Below are 20,155 nucleotides of genomic sequence, written 5' to 3'. Positions count from 1 at the left end.
GGCGGGCCGGGCATCGCTAGGCGCGCGGCGATGACCCAGAGGAACCAGACCGCCGCGCTGATCGTCGCTGCCGGCACCGGCACGCGCGCGGGCAGCGCAGTGCCCAAGCAGTTCGTGACCGTGGCGGGCAAGCCGATGCTCGCGCACAGCCATGCCGCGCTGGCGGCGCATCCGGGGATCGACACCGTGCTGGTGGTGATCGGCGAGGGCCAGCAGGCGGCGCTGGCCGCAGCCCTCGGCCCGGTGCCGTTCGTGATCGGCGGGGCGACGCGGCGCGAGTCGGTGCGCAAGGGGCTGGAGGCGCTGGCCGGGCATGACCGGGTGCTGATCCACGACGCCGCCCGCCCTTTCCTGTCCGCAGGCGTGATCGACGCGCTGCTCGGCGCGCTGGACAGCCATGACGGCGCCTTCCCCGCTTTGCCCGTCGCCGATACGCTGGTGCGGTTCGACGGCGCGATGGGCGACATTGTGCCGCGCGACGCGCTGTACCGCGTGCAGACGCCGCAGGCCTTCGCCTATCCGCTCGTGCTGGCCGCGCACCGGGCCTGGCCCGAAGATGCCGAGGCGACCGACGATGCGCAGATGGTGCGCAGCGCAGGCCACGCCGTCACCATCGTCCCCGGAGACCCGATGCTGGAAAAGATCACCCACCCCGCCGACTTCGCCGCCGCCGAGGCGCGCCATGCCGCCAGCCTGCGCGTGCGCAGCGCCAGCGGATACGACGTCCACCGCTTTGCCGAGGGCGAGGCGCTGTGGCTGGGCGGCGTGCTGGTGCCGCACAGCCGGGGCCTGTCGGGGCACAGCGACGCCGATGTCGCGCTCCACGCCATCACCGACGCGCTGCTCGGCACGATCGGCGCGGGCGATATCGGGATGCATTTCCCGCCCAGCGACCCGCAATGGCGCGGCGCTGCCTCTGCCCGGTTCCTGGAGCACGCCGCCGGGCTGGTGCGCGCGGAGGGCGGGATCATCGACTTCATCGACCTGACGATCATCTGCGAAGCGCCCAAGATCGGGCCGCACCGCGAGGCGATCCGCGCCAGCATTGCCGCGATCCTGCAACTTTCGGCTGGCAAGGTGAGCGTGAAGGCAACCACCACCGAGCGGCTGGGTTTTACCGGGCGCGGCGAAGGCATGGCGGCACAGGCCGTCGCAACCGTGCGTATCCCCGACGACAATGCATGACTCGCATCCCGCAGCGCATGATGGCAGAGGCTTGAACCCTATGGACACGATTCTCCCCCCGGATCTGGTCGAGGCAGCCCGCAAGGTGCTCGAAGCCAACCGCGCCATCGGCCGCAAGATCGCCGTCGCCGAAAGCTGCACCGGCGGGCTGGTGAGCGCCGCGCTGACCGAAATTCCGGGATCGTCCGACGTGTTCGAGGCGGGGTTTGTCACCTATTCCAACGAAGCCAAGACCGAAGTGCTGAAGGTGAGCACCGACGTGCTGGAAACGTTCGGCGCAGTGTCGATCGCGGTTGCATGGAGCATGGCGCAGGGCGCGCTGACCAAGTGCCGCGCCGATGTGGCTGTGGCGATCACCGGCATCGCCGGCCCCGATGGCGGCAGCGAGAAGAAGCCGGTGGGCACCGTCGTCTTCGCCCAGGCCGTGCGCGGCGCCGACCCCCAGCACATCGTCGCCGATGCGCGGCACTTCGAGAATAACGGGCGCGCGGGGGTGCGGCTGCAGGCGGCGTTTTGCGCGCTGGATTTGTTGATGCCTGAGGTGGAGTAGGCGCCATTGGGGGCGATCGGCGGAGGCGCGTGATTGGCAGTCTTGTGTGCAGAGGCCGCTGTTCGCTCCAAGAATTGACACGCTTTAAGGTGGGCCCTTGCGCCCTCGCTACGTCTAGCGTCAAATAACTGCTCAATTTTGGAGCAGTTGCGTCGTGCGCCGCCCATTGCAGCCTTCGCGCATAACGTGTCCTATGTCGCAATGAACGCCATCATTGAATCCTTAAGCGACCGCGAGATTGCATCGGTAATCTGGTTGGCGGTGTTTATAGCCGTTACGCTTATAAACAAATCTACGCGCGATAGCTTTGGCGCCGTGATAAGTGCGCTGTTTCAACCTGCGCTTATTATACCGCTTGTGGTTGCCGCACTTTACGCTACCGCCGAGATTTTTTTGCTCAGATACATTGGCTGGTGGTCAGTCGCAAACGTGAAAACCACCATTCTTTGGCTCGTGACGTTCGCCTTTGCGACCATGTTCGAGGTGGCGACAGCCAATAGCCGCAAGGCGGGGCTAGGCAGGATCACGACTGAAATCCTCAGCTTGGCTGTGTTGGTCACCTTCATTACGGAACTCTACAGCTTTCCGTTGATCGTGGAGCTGATAGCTCAGCCGTTCGTAGCAATCATCGTGCTTATGAGGGAGATGGCAAAGCATAAGTCAGAGCACGCGCCTGTCGTCAAACTTATGGGATGCCTCTCTAGTCTCGTAGGTCTTTCATATATCGGGTTTAGCCTCTGGAAATCCATCGAACTTTGGAGAGAGACATTAACCTGGGCGAACTTTCTTGAACTGGTTATCCCGATCATACTGTCGGTTGGATTCTTGCCATTCTTGTACGTGTGGCGGACCTATGTCGCTTACAATGAGATGTTCACGACCATCTCGGCCTTCGGGATCGACAAGGCGCTGGTTCCCTATGCGCGGTGGCTAGCGATGACGCGCATTCGAACCGATCTTGATCTGCTGGAACGCTGGCGTAAAACTATCCAATCGGCGCGCCCGGCGAACAAGGTTGAGCTGAAGCACGCGCTGACGGCGCTGCTGGCATTAACGGAACGTGAAGCAGACCCTCCCACCGTGCCGCCAACAGAAGGATGGTCTCCCTATTTGGCGATGCAGTTCCTTGCGGACGTGGGCGTGGAAACGGGCCATTATAACCACCGATATGAGGATGAATGGGGCGCTTCGAGCCCGATGCGCGAATACGGGAAGGGTGACGGCATCTGGCGCAACAACATCGCCTATTACATCGACGGCACGCAACAAGCGGCGACGGTTCTGAAGGTGAAGCTCAACGTCAACGTGACTGCCGACCGCACCGAGGCTGAGGACATGTTTATCCTCTACGCCATGCACCTGCTGGAGCAGGCCGTGAGCTTCGACGCCTTGGAACGGCTTAAGATCCAGATCACGTCGCTGGAAGATTTTCAGGCTGACATTCCGTTCGGATCGGTGTCGCTGGCGCGAGAGAATTTCGACGCCGGCGCCCTTAAGGGCGGGTACTCGTGGATGTTCACAGTGAGGCGGGGCGGATGAAGCGGGTGTAGCCTGTCTTCGTAAGCAACTCGCCCGCTTTCAGGGGCTCAGGATTAGGCGGCGAATGACGGCTACCGGGGCCCCTTGCTAACAATCCGCTTCTGGGCATTCCATTGGTAGTTTCTGTCAGGAACTGACGGTCGCGGTGGCTAATCTGAACGACCGGCTTTGGTCGCGAGACGCCTTACCGACGAACTGCGGCAAACGGCAGCCCCACCCCTCAATCCACTCCCCTCGCACCCTCCCCGTACAGCGCCGCCGCGCGTTCCTCGAAAGCGTTGATCATTTTCCGCAGCGCCCGGTCGAACACCTGCCCCGCCAGCATTTCGAACACGCGGTTCTTGAAGGCGAAGTCGACGCAGAAGTCGACGCGGCAGCCGCCCTGGCCGTCGCTCTCGAACTTCCAGTCATTGTTGAGGAATTTGAGCGGGCCGTCGACATAGTCGACGTGGAGATGGCCGGGGCGCTGCTTTTCGACGCGCGAGGTGAAGGTCTCGCGCAGGCCCTTGAAGCCGACGATCATGTCGGCGACCATCTGGGTCTCGCTGTTCGAGCGGACCCGGATCGCGGTGACCCAGGGCAGGAATTCGGCATAGCGCGGCACGTCGGCGACCAGATCGAACATCTGCTCCGGCGTATAGGGAAGGTGCCGGGTCTCGCTGTGCTTGGGCATTCAGGCGGTTGCCGTCTGCTTTGCGAGCCTGGCCGCGCGGGCGTCGCGCAGCTTCGCGAAATCGTCGCCGGCATGATAGCTGGAGCGCGTCAGCGGGCTGGAGGCGACCAGCGCGAACCCCTTGGCCCGCGCGATCGCGCCATAGGCCTGGAAGCCGGCGGGGGGCACGAATTCCTGGACCTTGGCATGCTTGGGCGTCGGCTGGAGATACTGGCCCATCGTCAGGAAATCGATGTCGGCGGAGCGCATGTCGTCCATCACCTGATGCACTTCCAGCCGCTCTTCGCCCAGGCCGAGCATGATGCCCGATTTGGTGAAGATCGACGGATCGAGCTTCTTGACCGATTCGAGCAGGCGCAGCGAGGCGTAATAGCGCGCGCCGGGGCGGATCGTGGGGTACAGCCGGGGGACGGTTTCGAGATTGTGGTTGTACACGTCGGGCCGCGCGGCGACGATCGCCTCGACCGCCGCCTCGTGCTTGTTGCGGAAATCGGGAGTGAGGATCTCGATAGTCGTGGTCGGGTTTGCGCGGCGGATCGCCTCGATCACCTTGACGAACTGCGACGCGCCGCCGTCCTTCAGGTCGTCCCGGTCGACCGAGGTGATGACGATATGCTCCAGCCCCATCTGCGCGGCGGCGTCGGCGACGTTCTGGGGCTCCATCGGGTCGACGGCGCGGGGCATCCCCGTCTTGACGTTGCAGAAGGCGCAGGCGCGGGTGCAGGTGTCGCCCAGGATCATCACCGTGGCGTGCTTCTTGGACCAGCATTCGCCGATGTTCGGGCACGCGGCCTCTTCGCACACCGTCGTCAGGCTTTTCGAGCGCATCAGCGCGCGGGTTGCGGCGAACCCTTCCGACGTGGGCGCCTTGACCCGAATCCAATCGGGCTTGCGGACGCGTTCGGGGCGAGGGAGCGGAGCCATGTCGTTCATGGCGTGCATCTAGCGATGGCTTGTACCCGTTACAACATCCGGTAAAGGGCCGGTCATGGACGCATTCAAGACGCTGCTCGACGGATATGGCCGCTTTCGCGAGGGGGATTATGTCCGCCAGCGCGCGCGGTGGGACAAATTGTCACAGGGGCAGAGCCCCCGCGTGATGGTGATCGCCTGCTCCGACAGCCGAGTCGATCCGTCGCAGATCTTCGATACCTCGCCCGGCGAGATCTTCGTCGTGCGCAACGTGGCGAACCTGGTGCCGCCGTTCGAGGCGGACCCGAGCCGGCATGGCGTGTCGGCGGCGCTGGAGTTCGCGGTGACGCAGCTGGAAGTGTCGGAGATCGTCGTGATGGGGCACGGCGCGTGCGGCGGCGTGCATGCGGCGCTGACCCAACGCTTCGAAGGCGCGGCGCCGGGCGAAGGCGGGTTCATCGCGCATTGGGTGGACATGCTGGACGATGCCCGCGACCGGGTGATCGCGTCGCACGGGACCGGCGAGGAAGCGGTCCACGCGCTGGAGCTGGAAACGGTGCGCGTGTCGATCGCCAACCTGCGCACCTTCCCCTTCATCCCCGAGCGCGAGGCGGCGGGGAAGCTGACGATCCACGGCGCGTATTTCGCGATTGCGGATGGCGTGCTGCACGTGATGGGCGAGGACGGGGCGTTCGCGCCGGCGTAAGGGCCGGGTGTTTGACGCCGTGTTCCCCTGCGAAAGCGTGGGCCCAGAGTCGCGCAGGAATCGCTTTGGGCCCTGGGCCCCTGCTTTCGCAGGGGTACGGGCTTGGGGTGCTGAGCGGAAACCCCTGTTCCCCTGCGCACGCAGGGGTCCAGAGTCGCGCGGGCATCGCTTGGGGCTCTGGGCCCCTGCTTTCGCAGGGGAGCCGGCGTGGGGTGCTGAACGGAAACCCCTGTTCCCCTGCGCACGCAGGGGTCCAGAGTCGTGGGGGGCGTCGCTTGGGGCTCTGGGCCCCTGCTTTCGCAGGGGTACGGGTGGTTGCGGCGAGCGCATGCGGTGCGGCCTGAGGTCCCGGCTTTCGCCGGGATGACGGCTATCGCTTCCCCAGTGCCTTGCGGGCGACCTTTTCGACTTCCAGGTCGAGTTCGGGCGGGTCCATCGGCACGTTGGCCTCGAGCCGGTCGGCGATGGCGGTGAGCGCGGCGATGCGGGCGGCTTTCTTGTGGTTGCCGTCGATCACCGTCCAGGGGGCCTGCGCCGTGTCGGTGCGGGCGAACATCTCGGCCATCGCCTCCAGATACTGGGGCCGCTTCGCGCGGTTGCGGTAATCCTCGAGCCCCGTCTTCCAGCGTTTCCAGGGATGGTCGAGCCGGTCGCGCAGGCGCTTGTCCTGGGTCTTTTGCGTGACATGGACGAAGATCTTGACCAGCGTGGTGCCGGTATCGACCTGTTGGCGCTCGAAATCGTTGATCTCGTCATAGCCGCGCCGCCACTCGGCCTCGGTCGCGAAGCCCTCTACCCGCTCCACCAGCACGCGCCCGTACCAGCTGCGGTCGAACACCGCGATCGTGTGCTGCGACGGCAGGCGGCGCCAGAAGCGCCAGAGGAAATGGTGCGCCGCCTCTTCCGGCGTGGGCGCGGAAATGGGCCAGACCTCGAAATAGCGGGGGTCCCATTCGCCGGTCAGCCGCTTGATGATGCCGCCCTTCCCCGCCGCGTCCCAGCCTTCGAACACGATCGCGGCACGGCGCTTGTGGACGATATGCGCGTAATGGATGTGGCTCAGGCGCTTTTGCAGCTTGGCCAGCGCCTTGTCATAGTCGCCGTCGAAATCCTTGCCATGCTCATAGTCGGACAGGTCGATCGTCATGGGCTTCCCTTGTGCGGGCGCAGGGCGGTCAGCAGGCGACGACGTTGACCGCCAGCCCGCCCTGGGCGGTTTCCTTGTACTTGGAACGCATATCCTCGCCGGTTTGTCGCATCGTTTCGATCACGGCGTCCAGGCTGACGATATGGCTGCCATCGCCGTGCATCGCGAGATAGGCGGCGTTGATCGCCTTGATCGCGCCCATCGTGTTGCGTTCGATGCACGGGATCTGGACGAGCCCGCCGATCGGATCGCAGGTGAGGCCAAGGTTGTGCTCCATGCCGATTTCGGCGGCATTCTCGATCTGGGCATTGGTGGCGCCCAGCGCAGCCGCCAGCCCGGCGGCGGCCATCGAGCAGGCGACGCCGACTTCGCCCTGGCACCCCATTTCCGCCGCCGAGATCGACGCGCGCTTCTTGTAGAGAAAGCCGATCGCCGCTGCTGTCAGCAGGAAGGTGCGCGCCCCCGCCGGGGTCGGCGCGGCGCAGAAGGTCTCGTAATAGCGCAGCACGGCGGGGATCACCCCGGCGGCGCCATTGGTGGGGGCGGTCACTACCCTGCCCCCGGCGGCGTTTTCCTCGTTCACCGCGAGCGCCCACAGGCTCACCCAGTCGAACACCAGCGAGGGATCGCTGCGCGGGCCGCGCGCGACGAGGCGGGCGTGGAGATCGCGGGCACGGCGGCGGACCTTGAGCCCGCCGGGCAGCTCGCCCTCCCCCCGGCAGCCGCGTTCGATACAGGCGGACATCGCGGCGCGCAGCGAATCGAGAAAGGCGTCGGTCTCGGCATCGTCGCGCCACGCGGCTTCGTTCGCCCGGACGATATCGGCGATGGTCGCGCCCTGTGCCGCAGCCACGGCGAGCAGCTCGGCGCCGGAGGAAAAGGGCAAGGGCAGCGCGATATTGGTCTGGGGCGGCTCGATCCCGCCCTGCACCACGGCGCCGCCGCCGATCGAGTAGCTGAACGTCTCCAGCACTTCGCCATCCGCATAATGGGCGACGAAGCGCATCGCATTGGGGTGCGCGGGGAGGAAGCGATCGGTGTGGAAGACCAGATGCCGCCCCTCGACAAAGGGCAGCGTCACATGGCCGCCGAGCCGCAGCGTGCCCTCTGCACGGATCGTGGCGAGCAGTGTCGGGACGGCATCGGGATCGACGCTCTCGGGCTGGAACCCTGCCAGTCCCAAAATCACCGCGCTGTCGGTCGCATGGCCGCGCCCGGTGAGTGCGAGCGAGCCGAACAGTTCGCACGATACCGAATGGGGCTGGCCACGGGTCAGCGCCGCCTCGGCAAAGGCGAAGGCGGCGCGCATCGGGCCGACGGTGTGCGAGCTGGAGGGGCCGATGCCGATCGTGAACAGGTCGGCCAGGCCGATAGTGGCTTCGGCCTGGGCACGTGCGCGGGCGGTATTCGCCTCAGACATTTCGACTCCTGCCTCCCCTTGCGTGCCGGGCCCGCGCCTTCGCCTGAGACCCGGGCGTTCGCCGGGATGAGGGGTTGGGGTGCGTGTGGTGGTTGTAGTTTTATGTCTGTAGGTTGTATTTTTCTATCTTCAACCCGTAGGGGCGCACCCGCCAGCCCAATCCGTCATCCCGGCGAAGGCCGGGATCTCGTGCGGCTCTATCCCGGTGTCTAGCGTCGGGTGTCGTCGCCTGAGATCCCGGCTTTCGCCGGGATGACGGATTTGGGGGGGTGTCCCGGCGTCTGACCGGCTGCTCCTTCGCCTGAGACCCCGGCCTTTGCCGGGGTGACGGGTTGGTGGCGGCACTGCCGCGACCTGGGGGCGAAGGCGCATATCGGTGGCCTGCCACGGCCGTCATCCCGGCGCAGGCCGGGATCTCAGGCGGCTCTATCCCTGTGTCGGGCGTAGTAAGCCTTCGCCGGGGTGACGGGTTGGTGGGGCCACTGCCGCGACCTGGGGGTGAGGCGCGTGTCCGGGGGCCCGCCACAGTCGTCATCCCGGCGCAGGCCGGGATCTCGTGCGGCTCTGTACCAGTGTCTGGCGTCGGGCGCCGTCGCCTGAGATCCCGGCTTTCGCCGGGATGACGGTTACCCTCAGCCGGCCGACGGGGCCGCGGTGCCGTCCACGCCCTTGGCTTTCAGCTCCGCCGCGACCTGGGGGGCGAGGCGGATGCTGAGTTCCTTGAGCTGCTTTTCGCTGACGAAGCTGGGGGCCTGCATCATCAGGTCCTCGGCCTTTTGCGTCATCGGGAAGGTGATGACTTCGCGGATGTTGGGCTCGTCCGCCAGCAGCATGACGATGCGATCGACGCCCGGTGCCGAGCCGCCGTGCGGCGGCGCGCCGAACTTGAACGCATTGATCATGCCCGCGAAATTGGTGTCGACGTCCGCTTGCGTATAGCCGGCGATCTCGAACGCCTTGTACATGATTTCCGGGCGGTGGTTCCGGATCGCGCCCGAGGACAGCTCCACGCCGTTGCAGACGATGTCATACTGATAGGCGAGGATGTCGAGCGGGTCCTTGGTCTCCAGCGCTTCCATCTCGCCCTGCGGCATCGAGAAGGGGTTGTGGCTGAAATCGACCTTCTTCGCGTCCTCGTCATATTCGAACATCGGGAAGTCGACGATCCAGCAGAACTCGAACCGGCTCTTGTCGATCAGGTCGAGCTGCTCGGCGGCGCGGGTGCGGGCGAGGCCGGCGAGCTTGGCGGCCTGTGCCTCCTTGCCCGCAGCGAAGAAGATGCCGTCGTTCGGGCCGAGGCCGAGCGCCTGGGCAATTGCCTTCATGCCCTCCTGCCCATGGTTGTTCGCGATCGGGCCGCCGAAGACGCCGTCCTTCTGCGTGGCATAGCCAAGGCCGGGGAACCCTTCCGACTGGGCCCAGCTGTTCATGTCGTCGAAGAATTTCCGCGACTTTTCATGCGTGTTCGGCGCGGGGATCGCGCGGACCACGTCGCCCGCATCGACCATCGAGGCGAAGCGGCTGAAGCCCGAGCCCTTGAAGTGCTCCGACACGTCGGTGATGAGGATCGGGTTGCGCAGATCGGGCTTGTCGTTGCCGTATTTCAGCATCGATTCGCGATACGGGATGCGGCGGAACGGCAGCGCGGAGACGGTGCGGCCCTTGCCCTCCCAATCGGCGAATTCCTCGAACACGCCGTGCAGCACGGGCTCGATCGCTGCGAAAACATCGTCTTGCGTGACGAAGCTCATTTCGAAATCGAGCTGGTAGAACTCACCCGGCGAACGATCGGCGCGGGCGTCCTCGTCGCGGAAACAGGGCGCGATCTGGAAATAGCGATCGAAGCCGGCGACCATCAGCAGCTGCTTGAACATCTGCGGCGCCTGCGGCAGCGCGTAGAACTTGCCCGGATGGACGCGGCTGGGGACCAGATAGTCGCGCGCGCCCTCGGGGCTGCTCGCGGTCAGGATCGGCGTCTGGAACTCGGTGAAGCCCTGGTCGATCATCCGGCGACGGAGCGACGCGATGACATTCGAGCGCAGCAGGATGTTCTTGTGCAGCCGCTCGCGGCGCAGGTCGAGGTAGCGATAGCGCAGGCGGATATCCTCGGGATACTCGCTGTCGCCGAACACCGGCATCGGCAGCTCGGCGGCGGCCGACTGGACCGAGACTTCGGCGGCGCGGACCTCGATCGTGCCGGTGGGCAGATTGGGGTTCACCGCGGCTTCGTCGCGCGCGACGACGGTGCCGGTGACCGTCACGACCGATTCGCTGCGCAGCGACTCGATGGCGGCGAAGGCCGGGCCGCTGACGTCCGTGACGATCTGGGTAATGCCGTAATGATCGCGCAGGTCGATGAAGACCAGGTCGCCATGGTCGCGCTTGCGATGCACCCAGCCGGAGAGACGGACGGTCTGGCCGACATGCTCGGCGCGAAGCTGTGCGCAGGTGTGCGTGCGATAGGCGTGCATTGCTTTTCTCTCACTGTTCGTCACCCCGGCGAACGCCGGAGCCTGGGGCCGCAAGCCGAACTTGCCGGGCACGAGGTCCCGGCCTTCGCCGGGATGACGACTAAAAATCGACTGGTGCGGCGCATCTCCGTCCCACCCTCTTTTGTCAACCCGAAGACGGGTCTATGGCGAGCCGATGCACATTCATGGTCTGATCGAGGACTCCGTCGCCCTCGCCAATCTCTGCTCCCGTTTCGCCACCAAGCCGTACATCTGCGTGGACACCGAGTTCATGCGGGAGAACAGCTACTGGCCCGAACTCTGTCTCATCCAGATCGCCGACGACGAGGAGGCGGCGGCGATCGATCCGATGGGGGGCATCGACATGAAGCCCCTGCTCGACCTGATGACCGACAACGAAGACGTGCTGAAGGTCTTTCACGCCGGTGGGCAGGACATCGAGATCATCTATAACCTGACGGGCAAGACCCCCCACCCGCTGTTCGACACCCAGGTGGCGGCGATGGCGCTGGGGCAAGGCGAGCAGATCGGCTATTCCAACCTGGTCGACACCTATCTGGGCATCACGGTCGACAAGGGCGCGCGCTTTACCGACTGGGCGCGGCGTCCGCTCGACAAGCGCCAGATCGACTATGCGATCGCCGACGTGACGCACCTGTCCAAGATCTTTCCCAAGATGCTCGACAAGCTGCGCAAGACCGGGCGCGGCGCGTGGCTGGACCAGGAAATGGAGCGGCTGGCCGACCCGGAGAATTACCACAACGACCCCGACATGGCGTGGGAACGCGTGCGCGTGTCGAGCCGCAAGCCCGAAGTCATGGGCCGGCTGAAGGCACTGGCGCGGTGGCGCGAGCTGGAGGCGCAGGGCAAGGACCTGCCGCGCGGGCGCATCGTCAAGGACGAGACGCTGGCGGACCTGGCGGGCACCCCGCCGCGCAAACAGGCCGATCTGGGGCGGGTGCGCGGGCTTTCCGCCGCATGGGCGAACAACGACATCGGTGGGCGGATGATGGCGGCGCTGGAAAATGCCGTGCCGATGCCCGCGTCCGAAATGCCGCAGCGCGACGAGCGCAAGCCGGCGCTGGGCAAGGACGGCGCGCTGGTGGCGGACCTGCTCAAGCTGCTGCTCAAGATCCGCGCCAAGGAAATCAATGTCGCGTCGCGGCTGCTGGCGCGGTCGGAGGACCTGGAGGCGCTCGCCGCCGGGCAGCGCGAGGGGCTGTCGATCCTGACCGGCTGGCGCAACGAGCAGTTCGGCAAGGACGCGCTGGCGCTGGTCGAGGGGCAGCTGGCCTTTGCAGTCAAGAACGGCAAGCTCAAGATGACGCGCGCCGAGGACCCGGCATGAAGCGGATGATAGCAGCGGCGGCCGCGCTGGCGGCGGGTGGATGCGCGGCGGGCGATCCGCCCCAAACGGTCCCGCCCGCGCCGGGCATGTGCCAGACGCTCCACGCGGCGCGCTTCGTCGGCAAGGTCTATGGCGCGGCGATGGAGGGCGAGGTCAAGAGCTGGACCGGCGCGACCAGCATCCGCGTGCTGCCGCCGGGCGCCGCCGCGACGATGGATTACCGCGAGGACCGAGTGAACCTGGACGTGGATGCGGCGGGCAGGATCCTGGCGGTGCGCTGCGGGTAAGCTGACCCCGGAAACGAACGTGCAGCCCCTCCCGCATGCGGGAGGGGGATTGGTTTACGGCACATCCACCGCTTCGCCCTCGGGCAGGAAACGCTGCGCCGCTGCCAGGTCGACCGAGGCGTCGGTGGGGGCGGTGCATTTGCGGTGGGACAACGTCTTGCCGTCGCGCTGGACGACGACGCCGGCGCTGAAGGCGGGGTCGTGGCGGCCGCTCGGGCCGAAGTTGGTGCGGACCACGCGGCTGTACACGACATAGGTGTAGCCGCCGGAGGTGAAGTGGATCTGGGTCTCGCCGCCGCCCGAATAGGGGATGCTGGCATAGGCCATGGTGCCGCGCCCGGCCTGCCCCGCCGCCGGATATTCCAGCTCGACCTTTGCCGGGGTGCCCAGCCGATAGCGGGCGGCGGCCGTCGCGCCGCTGCCGCTGCCGCACACCGAGACCTGGCGCGCGGCGATGCCGCAGGTGAAGAGCACGGTCTCGCCCGCGCGGCACAGGCCAGCGGGTGCCGCAGGCGCGGCGGGCGGTACGGGCACGGCGGAGACGAGCAGCGGCGCGACCAGTGCCGGCAGCGTCCAGCGGATGCGGTTCATCAGGCTATCCTCGCTTCGCGGCCCAGCGCCTGGGCCAGTGCCTTGTGGCGTTTTTCTACTGCCTCGCCATAGAGCGCAGCATCGGTCGGCGCGAGCGTGAGCGTTACCGCGCCCGTGTCCATTTCGAGACGCGAGCGCTTGAGCGGGGCGGCAACCCCGCCGCTCAGCCGCTGGCCGAGGCGCATCGCGAGCCCCCAATGCTTGGCGTGCTGCAACGCTTCCGGCCCCGCCAGCCGGGCGAGCGGCTCCGGCGTTACCAGCGTACCGCCGAGCGAGGTGTATAGCGCCTGTGCCACCAGCGCGCGGCCGGTGGCGTCGATCCCTACCCAATTGCCGTGGAGGCCGATCTCCATCCCGCGTTCGGCGCGGAACTCCGGGTTTGCGCGCCAGCCGACATCGGCGAGCAGGCAGGCGGCATGGCGGAGCCGGGCATGTTCCCCTGCGTCGGCGAAGAGCGGCGCGAGCCAGGCGTCGAGCAGGTCGCCATGTTCCGGGAAGCGGCCCAGCCGGCGCCCTTCGTCGCGGGCGGCGGCGATCAGCGGGTCTTCGCGGCGCTGGACCGGGCTCAGCCGCTGGAACAACAGCCCCTCGCGCAGGCCATAGGCCGACACGACCGTGCCCGCGCTGCCCAGATGGCGCAGCACCGCGCCCAGCAGCGACGTGGCGTCGGCCAGCGTCGGCAGCCGCGCGGCGGACATGTCGGGGATCGCCTTGAGCTGGGGCTTGGACAGCGAGCCCAGCGTGCGCGAGAGTTCGGCGATGCGCTCCACCGACAGCGGATATTGGTGCACGACGGGCAGCGGATAGGCCGAGAGGTGCATGTCGAGCTTGGCAAGCGAGCGCCACGAGCCGCCGACCAGGTAGAAGGGCAGCCCCTTGCCCCGCCCCTGCCAGCCGGCGTCCGCGATCAGGCGGGCGACTTCGGTGTCGAGCACGCCCTTGCCCCGCTCGCGGATCGCGCCGAGCCGCAGCACGCCGAGCGGGAAGGACACGCGATCGGTGACCGCGCCCGCGACGACGCGCACCAGCTCCAGGCTGCCGCCGCCCAGATCGCCGACGATACCGTCGGCATCGGGAATGCCCGACAGCACGCCCATGCCCGAGGCCATTGCCTCTTCCTCGCCCGAGAGCAGTTCGACCTCGAGCCCCAGCCGTTCGGCGGTGGCGACGAGTTCGTGGCCGTTGGAGGCATCGCGCACCGCCGCCGTGGCCACGGTCCGCAGCTCGCCGACCTGCATCTCGCGCGCAAGCAGCGCGAAACGGGCCAGCGCGGCGCGGGCGAGTGCGAGGCTGCCCGCGTCGATCGCGCCGGTCTTGCTCAGCGACTTGCCGAGCCCGGCCATCACCTTTTCGTTGAACAGCGTGGCGGGGAGCCGCGCCGTGCCGTCATACACCACCAGCCGCACCGAATTGGAGCCGATATCGATGATCGCGACGCGCGACCCGAACGAGGCGTCCGCACGCGGCGATCGGCGCAACAGCGCGGTTCCCATGCCTCAGCTCTCTTTCGCGGGCGTGCGGCGCCGCTTGGGCGACAGGCGGGGCACCGGCTTGCGGGACTCCACCGCAGCACCCCGGCCCGAAAGCGAGGGATTGGTCATGAAATAGCGATGGAGGTTGAACACCCCCTCTTCCCCCGGCTGGATACGGACATAGCGCCCGTCGCCCTGGAGGACCCAGCTTTGCTCGTTGTCGAGCAGGTTGGCGACCATCACCTGATCGAGCACCTGATCGTGCACCGTCGGGTTGAGGATCGGCAGCATGAATTCGACGCGGCGATCGAAATTGCGCGGCATCCAGTCGGCGGAGGAAATGAACAGCTTTGCGCCGTCATTGGGCAGGCCCTTGCCGTTGCCGAATGCCCAGATGCGGCTGTGCTCGAGGAAGCGACCGACGATCGACTTGACGCGGATGCGGTCCGACATGCCGGGCACGCCGGGGCGCAGGCAGCATATGCCGCGGATGATGAGATCGACTTCGACGCCCGCGCCGCTCGCCTCGTACAGCTTCTCGATCACGGCGGGGTCGACCAGCGAGTTCATCTTGGCCCAGACGGCGCCGGGACGACCGGCACGGGCATGGGCGATCTCGTCGTCGATCAGCGCCATCAGCCGCCCGCGCAGGTCGCGGGGGGAAATGCCGAGCAGTTCCAGACCCGCCGGCTCGACATAGCCGGTGACGTAGTTGAAAATCTGCGCAGCATCGCGCCCGATCCGGGGATCGGCGGTGAAGAAGCTCAGATCGGTGTAGATGCGCGCCGTGACCGGGTGATAATTGCCGGTGCCGAAATGGCAGTAGGTGCGGTACACCCCGCCCTCGCGCCGGACGACCATCGACACCTTGGCATGGGTCTTCCAGTCGATGAAGCCATAGACCACCTGAACCCCGGCGCGTTCCAGCGCGGTTGCCCAATAGAGGTTCTGCTCCTCGTCGAAACGTGCCTTCAGCTCGACCACGGCGGTGACCGACTTGCCCGCCTCTGCCGCCGCGATCAGCGCGTTGATGACGGCGGGCTGCTTGCCCGCGCGGTACAGCGTCTGCTTGATCGCGACCACGTCCGGGTCGGCGGCTGCCTGCCCCAGAAAGGTCAGGACGACATCGAAGCTCTCATAGGGGTGGTGGACGACGATGTCCTTGGCGCGGATCGCCGCGAAGCAATCGCCGCCATATTCGCGCACGCGCTCCGGGAAGCGCGCCGAATAGGGCGAGAATTTGAGGTCGGGCCGGTCCTCGTCGACCAGGCTGGAAAGATCGCCGACGCCGAGGAAGCCGCCGGTTTCGGTCAGCAGCGCGTCGCTGCCGCCCAACTCCTCCTTGAGCACCGCCTCCAGCGCGGGGGAGATGGATTCCTCCATCTCAAGCCGGATCACGCGGCCCCGGCGGCGGCGCTTGATCGCCGAGCGGAAGGTGAGGACCAGGTCCTCGGCCTCTTCCTCGATCTCGATATCGCTGTCGCGCAGCACCCGGAACGCGGCGGCGCCGAGCACGACATAGCCGGGGAACAGCAGGTGCGAGAACGCCTTCACCACCGTCTCGACCGCGACATAGCGCGCGGGGTCGCCCGGCAGGCGGACGAAGCGCGGCATCGCGGTGGGGAGCAGCACCAGCTCGCGGATCGGCTCATGGTCCGAACGGCGCACGAGATCGAAGATCACGCTCGACCCCTGATTGGGGATGAACGGGAACGGATGCGCGGGATCGAGCGCCTGCGGCGTCAGGATCGGGAAAATCTGTTCGCGGAAATGCTTTTCGAGCCAGACGCGGGTGTCGCCCTCGCCCTTGCCCGCGATCGTATCGGCATCCAGCACATGGATGCCCGATTCGGCCATGTCCGCGCGGATGTCGTTCCAGATCGCCTGTTGCCCGTCGGCGAGCTTTTCCGCCTCGGCCTGGATCGCGGCAAGCTGTTGCGCGACCGTCAGCCCGTCGTCCGAATAGGCTTCAACCTTCTGGAGCTGCTGCCCCATCAGCCCGGCGACGCGGACCATGAAGAATTCGTCGAAGTTCGATCCCGAGATCGACAGGAAGCGCAATCGTTCGAGCAGGGGATGCGCGGGGTTGCACGCTTCCTCCATCACCCGGCGGTTGAACGCGAGCCACGACAGCTCGCGGTTGAAATAGCGTTTGGCCGAATCGGCAATGGCCTCGGTCACGGGAACTCCCTGTGCGGCGCGCGTGGATGCTGCCCTGGCCATGCGTCTAACCATCGTCCGTTTCTGTTAAGAGACTGGAGGCCGCCAGTACGGTCTTTATCGCCGGAATCGAAAGACGGTCGCCGCCCGCTGCCTCCAGCGCATCGGCAACGCGCAGGATCGCGATATGGCTGCGCTCGATCCGCTTGGCCACCCATGCGATCACTTCGGGGCGGACATGGAGGAGGTGGCGGGCAAAGGCGCGTTCGAGCAATAGCGGCATCAGCGCGTCGTCGGGCGGCCCCAGTTCGAGCAGCGGCGACGCGGCGAGGCGCGAGCGCAGGTCGGGCAGCTTGACCGACCAGTCGGGCGGGCCGGATTCGGCGACGATCAGCAAGGGCCGGCGCTCCTGCTGCGCCTGGTTCCATGCGTGGAATACGTCCGCCTCGCGCGCGCGATCGGCATCGTCGAAGATCCGACCGCCGCTTTTGGAGGCAAAGATGCGCGCGAGCAGGCTGCGGCCCGATTTGCGCGGGCCGACCAGCAGCGCGGTCATCACCGGCCACGTCGCCCAATGCTCCAGCTGGTGCACTGCGCGGGCATTGGAGTCGCCCACCAGAAATTCCGTCTCGCTCGTCTCGGGCAGGCCGAGCGGCAGGCGAAGCTGGCTCATTCGCCCTTGGGCGCATCCGCCGGCTGCGAAGCCGGGGGAGACGCGGGACGACGAATACGCAGGACGCCGGGGCCCTCCTGGACCTGCCACCCGCGCCCTTCGAGCGCGGCGCGCAGGCTTGCGATCGGCCCGTCATACGAGACGCGCATCACCGAGACACCGCCGAGCGCGAGCGACGCGGTCATCGCGGAGCGGACGCCGGGGATGCCGCGCAATGCGGCTTCGGATGCGGTCACCGATCCGGCGCTGGGGGTATCGACCTGGACCGAGAGCGTGGTGGTGGTGGCGCCGGGAGACGCGATGATCGTCGGCGTCGGCTCACCCTCGGCAGCGTCTTCCGCAGCCGGGGTTTCGGTCGGGCGTGGGCTGGGCGGACGCGAGGACAAAAGCGGATCGGTACGGAGGAGTCCGGCGGCCATCGCCTGCTGGAATGCCTGGTCGATGCGCTGGATGCCCGAATCGAGCAGCGAATCGAGCGATTCGGCATTGTCGACGCGCAGCGCGAAGCTGGTGATGGGGCGACGATCCGGGCCATGGCTGGCGGCGAACATGCCGACGATCGGCCCGCCGGGGTATTCGCGGCGCAGCTGTACCTCGGCGATCAGCACGTCGCTGGCGCCATATTGATCGAGGATGCCACGCCACCAGTTGCGCCCGCGCCGCAGCGTCTGGCCCGAATTGACGAGCAGCGCGTCGGGGCCGGTGCCGCGCAGGCGGAGATAATCGATCGTGCTGCCACCGCTGCGGAAGCGGTTCCATGCGCGCGCCCAGGCAGTCTCGCGCTCGTACACGCGGCCCACCCCGCCGGAAAACTCCAGCGGCACCAGCAGCATCGGCGGCGATTGTGTCACTTGCGTCGATACGCCCAGGATCGCCCCGGCCTTGTTCCGATCGAACAGCACGCCCAGCCGCGCGACATAGCGCGTCGGCCCGATCTGTTCCTTTTCCACGACGATGCCGGTGACGAGCGAATCGAGTGCCGAATCCGACATCGCCGCCTTGCGACCGGCAAGCCGCTGCGACAGCATGTCCCAGCCCTTGCGCTGGGCGATGCGCCAGCCGCCCAGCCGCGCCGCCTCGGCATCCTTGCCCTTCACATCGACATCGACGCCGGTGACTTCGAAACTGCCCGAGGCATCGACCGGCACTGCGCTGGCGCCGCCCTGCCCCTGCGCAACGACGGCCCCAGCCCCCGCAACAGCGAGTGCGCCGGCAATCGTCAGCGACAGCGAAAGGCGGGAAAACTGCATCTTGGCGCCCTTTTGGCGAAGCGGGCCGCGAAAACCAAGCGCCTTCGTATGTGGAAACTGTGGGCGGACGGGTGACGAACGCCCGGAGGGACGCTAAGCGCGTCTCCATGAGCGACAACCAAGGCTATACCTACGCCCAGGCAGGCGTATCCATTGCAGCAGGCAACGCGCTGGTCCGCGCGATCGGCCCGCTGGCCAAATCCACGCGCCGTCCAGGCGCCGATGCCGCGCTGGGCGGCTTTGGCGGGCTGTTCGACCTGAAGGCGGCGGGGTTCACCGATCCGCTGCTGGTCGCGGCGAACGACGGCGTCGGCACCAAGCTGAAGCTGGCGATCGATTACAACCATCACGACGGCGTCGGCATCGACCTGGTCGCGATGTGCGCCAACGACCTGATCGTGCAGGGTGCCGAGCCGCTGTTCTTCCTGGATTACTATGCCAGCGGCAAGCTGGTCCCCGAAGTGGCCGAGCGCGTCATCGCCTCGATCGCCGAAGGATGCCGGCAGGCGGGCTGCGCGCTGATCGGCGGCGAGACGGCGGAAATGCCGGGCATGTATGCCGAGGGCGATTACGACCTGGCCGGCTTCTGCGTCGGCGCGGTCGAGCGCGAGCGGCTGCTGGACGGGACGCAGATCCAGCCGGGCGACGTGCTGCTGGGGCTTGCGTCCACCGGCGTGCATTCCAACGGCTTCTCGCTCGTCCGGCGGCTGGCTGCGGACAAGGGTTGGAAGATGGATCGCCCGGCGATCTTCGATCCCGAGCGCATCCTGATCGACGCGCTGATGGCGCCGACGCGCATCTATGTCGCCAGCCTGTTGCCGCAGCTGCGCAAGGGCCGCATTCGGGGGCTGGCGCACATCACCGGCGGCGGGCTGCTGGAAAACGTGCCGCGCGTGCTGCCCGAGGGGTGCCATGCGACGATCGACGCCGACAGCTGGCCGCTGCCCCGGCTGATGGCGTTCCTGCAGGCGCAGGGACAGATCGAGCCGGAGGAAATGGCGCGCACCTTCAACTGCGGCATCGGCATGGTCGCCGCCGTCGCGCCGCAGGACGCCGAGGCCGTTGCCGCCGAGCTGATCGCGGCGGGCGAGACGGTGCACATGATCGGCAGCGTCGGCACGGGCGAGCGCGGCTGCACGGTCCATGGATCGGTGGAGACGTGGAGCGCACGGGCGGAATGGCGCGCGACGCATAATGGCTAAGCGCAGGCTGGGCGTCCTGATTTCGGGGCGCGGATCGAACATGGCGTCGCTGGTCGAGGCGGCGCGCGCGGCGGATTGCCCCTACGAAGTCGTGCTGGTCGCGAGCGACAAGCCCGAGGCGCCGGGGCTCGCCTGGGCGGCGGCACAGGGTGTCGCCACCTTCGCGCAATCGCCCAAGGGGATGCTCAAGGCCGAGTATGAGGCGCGGATCGATGCGGCGCTGCGCGATGCGGGCGTCGAGGCGATCGCACTGGCGGGGTATATGCGGCTGCTGTCCGACGGGTTCGTCGCGGCGTGGCGCGACCGGATCGTCAATATCCACCCCTCGCTGCTGCCCAAGTACAAGGGGCTCGACACCCATGCCCGCGCGATTGCGGCGGGCGATGCGGTGGCGGGATGCTCGGTCCATGTGGTGACCGAGGAACTCGATGCCGGTGCGCTGCTGGGGCAGGCCGAGGTGCCGATCCTGCCCGGCGACACCGCCGATACCCTGGCCGAGCGCGTGCTGGCGGAAGAGCACAAGCTCTACCCCCGTGTTGTGGCGGACTGGCTGCGCTAGGCCGACAAAT

At 67.1% G+C, this 20,155-nt stretch carries 18 protein-coding genes; 8 read left to right on the top strand and 10 right to left on the bottom strand.

All coding sequences use genetic code 11. The annotated features are described in order from the left end of the window. The first annotated feature begins 30 nt into the window (after positions 1-30). From ACG3SL_RS07455 to ACG3SL_RS07445, 3 genes are all read left to right on the top strand, one after another. Positions 31-1,185, top strand: a complete 1,155-nt coding sequence (locus ACG3SL_RS07455) for a bifunctional 2-C-methyl-D-erythritol 4-phosphate cytidylyltransferase/2-C-methyl-D-erythritol 2,4-cyclodiphosphate synthase (RefSeq protein WP_448664507.1) — start codon at positions 31-33, stop codon at positions 1,183-1,185. A gap of 40 nt (positions 1,186-1,225) precedes the next feature. Beyond that, positions 1,226-1,735, top strand: coding sequence for a CinA family protein (locus ACG3SL_RS07450; RefSeq protein WP_448664506.1), 510 nt, complete (start codon positions 1,226-1,228; stop codon positions 1,733-1,735). Between the two features lie 138 nt (positions 1,736-1,873). Next, the gene (locus ACG3SL_RS07445; protein ID WP_448664505.1) at positions 1,874-3,274 is read left to right on the top strand and encodes a hypothetical protein; all 1,401 of its coding nucleotides are present in this window, start codon (positions 1,874-1,876) and stop codon (positions 3,272-3,274) included. A gap of 220 nt (positions 3,275-3,494) precedes the next feature. On the opposite strand, the gene ACG3SL_RS07440 is transcribed toward ACG3SL_RS07445, so the two are convergent. Together ACG3SL_RS07440 and lipA are read right to left on the bottom strand one after the other, a co-directional pair. Further along, positions 3,495-3,947, bottom strand: a complete 453-nt coding sequence (locus tag ACG3SL_RS07440; RefSeq protein ID WP_448664504.1) for a type II toxin-antitoxin system RatA family toxin — start codon at positions 3,945-3,947, stop codon at positions 3,495-3,497. Then, entirely contained in the window at positions 3,948-4,880 is a 933-nt protein-coding gene (lipA, locus tag ACG3SL_RS07435; protein WP_448664503.1) for a lipoyl synthase, read from the bottom strand. It abuts the gene before it with no gap. Positions 4,881-4,935: 55 nt separating this feature from the next. Between lipA and ACG3SL_RS07430 the strand changes: the two genes are divergently transcribed. Further along, positions 4,936-5,565 carry a carbonic anhydrase gene (locus ACG3SL_RS07430; RefSeq protein WP_448664502.1) on the top strand — a complete coding sequence of 210 codons (630 nt, stop codon included), beginning with the start codon at positions 4,936-4,938 and terminating at the stop codon, positions 5,563-5,565. Positions 5,566-5,935: 370 nt separating this feature from the next. Here the strand turns inward: ACG3SL_RS07430 and ACG3SL_RS07425 are convergent, their stop codons facing one another. The 3 genes from ACG3SL_RS07425 to aspS form a co-directional block, all read right to left on the bottom strand. Further along, positions 5,936-6,712, bottom strand: coding sequence for a polyphosphate kinase 2 family protein (locus ACG3SL_RS07425; RefSeq protein WP_448664501.1), 777 nt, complete (start codon positions 6,710-6,712; stop codon positions 5,936-5,938). A 28-nt stretch (positions 6,713-6,740) separates the two neighbouring features. Then, complete coding sequence (locus ACG3SL_RS07420) at positions 6,741-8,132, bottom strand: L-serine ammonia-lyase (protein ID WP_448664500.1); 1,392 nt, start codon at positions 8,130-8,132, stop codon at positions 6,741-6,743. A gap of 632 nt (positions 8,133-8,764) precedes the next feature. After that, on the bottom strand, positions 8,765-10,603 hold the full coding sequence (gene aspS, locus ACG3SL_RS07415; RefSeq protein WP_448664499.1) for an aspartate--tRNA ligase: 1,839 nt from the start codon (positions 10,601-10,603) through the stop codon (positions 8,765-8,767). Positions 10,604-10,778: 175 nt separating this feature from the next. Here aspS and rnd point away from each other — a divergent pair, with 175 nt between their 5' ends. Beyond that, a complete protein-coding gene (gene rnd / locus ACG3SL_RS07410; RefSeq protein ID WP_448664498.1) occupies positions 10,779-11,951 on the top strand; it encodes a ribonuclease D in 1,173 nt (390 codons plus the stop codon). After that, positions 11,948-12,238 (top strand): I78 family peptidase inhibitor, encoded by a 291-nt coding sequence (locus ACG3SL_RS07405; protein WP_448664497.1) that lies wholly within the window; start codon positions 11,948-11,950, stop codon positions 12,236-12,238. The genes rnd and ACG3SL_RS07405 overlap by 4 nt, the downstream gene beginning before the upstream one ends. 54 nt (positions 12,239-12,292) lie before the next feature. Here ACG3SL_RS07405 and ACG3SL_RS07400 read toward each other — a convergent pair whose 3' ends face one another. From ACG3SL_RS07400 to ACG3SL_RS07380, 5 genes are read right to left on the bottom strand one after another with little or no spacing between them, the layout of a single operon-like run. Further along, positions 12,293-12,829, bottom strand: coding sequence for a hypothetical protein (locus ACG3SL_RS07400; protein ID WP_448664496.1), 537 nt, complete (start codon positions 12,827-12,829; stop codon positions 12,293-12,295). Continuing rightward, positions 12,829-14,322 (bottom strand): Ppx/GppA phosphatase family protein, encoded by a 1,494-nt coding sequence (locus tag ACG3SL_RS07395; RefSeq protein WP_448664495.1) that lies wholly within the window; start codon positions 14,320-14,322, stop codon positions 12,829-12,831. Before ACG3SL_RS07395 ends, ACG3SL_RS07400 begins: the two co-directional genes overlap by 1 nt. 3 nt (positions 14,323-14,325) lie before the next feature. Next, positions 14,326-16,524 (bottom strand): RNA degradosome polyphosphate kinase, encoded by a 2,199-nt coding sequence (locus ACG3SL_RS07390; protein ID WP_448664494.1) that lies wholly within the window; start codon positions 16,522-16,524, stop codon positions 14,326-14,328. A 4-nt stretch (positions 16,525-16,528) separates the two neighbouring features. Further along, positions 16,529-17,134 carry a chromosomal replication initiator DnaA gene (locus tag ACG3SL_RS07385; RefSeq protein ID WP_448664493.1) on the bottom strand — a complete coding sequence of 202 codons (606 nt, stop codon included), beginning with the start codon at positions 17,132-17,134 and terminating at the stop codon, positions 16,529-16,531. Next, a complete protein-coding gene (locus ACG3SL_RS07380) occupies positions 17,131-18,384 on the bottom strand; it encodes a heavy-metal-associated domain-containing protein (protein ID WP_448664492.1) in 1,254 nt (417 codons plus the stop codon). Before ACG3SL_RS07380 ends, ACG3SL_RS07385 begins: the two co-directional genes overlap by 4 nt. A gap of 107 nt (positions 18,385-18,491) precedes the next feature. Between ACG3SL_RS07380 and purM the strand changes: the two genes are divergently transcribed. Both purM and purN read left to right on the top strand, forming a co-directional pair. Then, the gene (purM, locus tag ACG3SL_RS07375) at positions 18,492-19,586 is read left to right on the top strand and encodes a phosphoribosylformylglycinamidine cyclo-ligase (protein ID WP_448664491.1); all 1,095 of its coding nucleotides are present in this window, start codon (positions 18,492-18,494) and stop codon (positions 19,584-19,586) included. Continuing rightward, complete coding sequence (gene purN, locus ACG3SL_RS07370) at positions 19,579-20,145, top strand: phosphoribosylglycinamide formyltransferase (RefSeq protein ID WP_448664490.1); 567 nt, start codon at positions 19,579-19,581, stop codon at positions 20,143-20,145. Before purM ends, purN begins: the two co-directional genes overlap by 8 nt. Positions 20,146-20,155: the final 10 nt, after the last annotated feature.

It is taken from the genome of Sphingomonas degradans, assembly GCF_053502645.1.
This window is presented reverse-complemented; position numbering and strand designations above follow the sequence as displayed.

Bases quoted from the DNA above. Each gene is read 5' to 3' on its own strand.
- ACG3SL_RS07380 (WP_448664492.1), bottom strand. From the start codon at position 18,384: ATGCAGTTTTCCCGCCTTTCGCTGTCGCTGACGATTGCCGGCGCACTC.
- ACG3SL_RS07450 (WP_448664506.1), top strand. From the start codon at position 1,226: ATGGACACGATTCTCCCCCCGGATCTGGTCGAGGCAGCCCGCAAGGTG.
- ACG3SL_RS07430 (WP_448664502.1), top strand. From the start codon at position 4,936: ATGGACGCATTCAAGACGCTGCTCGACGGATATGGCCGCTTTCGCGAG.
- aspS (WP_448664499.1), bottom strand. From the start codon at position 10,603: ATGCACGCCTATCGCACGCACACCTGCGCACAGCTTCGCGCCGAGCAT.
- ACG3SL_RS07385 (WP_448664493.1), bottom strand. From the start codon at position 17,134: ATGAGCCAGCTTCGCCTGCCGCTCGGCCTGCCCGAGACGAGCGAGACG.
- ACG3SL_RS07400 (WP_448664496.1), bottom strand. From the start codon at position 12,829: ATGAACCGCATCCGCTGGACGCTGCCGGCACTGGTCGCGCCGCTGCTC.
- purM (WP_448664491.1), top strand. From the start codon at position 18,492: ATGAGCGACAACCAAGGCTATACCTACGCCCAGGCAGGCGTATCCATT.
- ACG3SL_RS07395 (WP_448664495.1), bottom strand. From the start codon at position 14,322: ATGGGAACCGCGCTGTTGCGCCGATCGCCGCGTGCGGACGCCTCGTTC.
- purN (WP_448664490.1), top strand. From the start codon at position 19,579: ATGGCTAAGCGCAGGCTGGGCGTCCTGATTTCGGGGCGCGGATCGAAC.
- ACG3SL_RS07425 (WP_448664501.1), bottom strand. From the start codon at position 6,712: ATGACGATCGACCTGTCCGACTATGAGCATGGCAAGGATTTCGACGGC.
- ACG3SL_RS07405 (WP_448664497.1), top strand. From the start codon at position 11,948: ATGAAGCGGATGATAGCAGCGGCGGCCGCGCTGGCGGCGGGTGGATGC.
- ACG3SL_RS07455 (WP_448664507.1), top strand. From the start codon at position 31: ATGACCCAGAGGAACCAGACCGCCGCGCTGATCGTCGCTGCCGGCACC.
- ACG3SL_RS07390 (WP_448664494.1), bottom strand. From the start codon at position 16,524: ATGGCCAGGGCAGCATCCACGCGCGCCGCACAGGGAGTTCCCGTGACC.
- ACG3SL_RS07420 (WP_448664500.1), bottom strand. From the start codon at position 8,132: ATGTCTGAGGCGAATACCGCCCGCGCACGTGCCCAGGCCGAAGCCACT.
- lipA (WP_448664503.1), bottom strand. From the start codon at position 4,880: ATGAACGACATGGCTCCGCTCCCTCGCCCCGAACGCGTCCGCAAGCCC.
- rnd (WP_448664498.1), top strand. From the start codon at position 10,779: ATGCACATTCATGGTCTGATCGAGGACTCCGTCGCCCTCGCCAATCTC.
- ACG3SL_RS07440 (WP_448664504.1), bottom strand. From the start codon at position 3,947: ATGCCCAAGCACAGCGAGACCCGGCACCTTCCCTATACGCCGGAGCAG.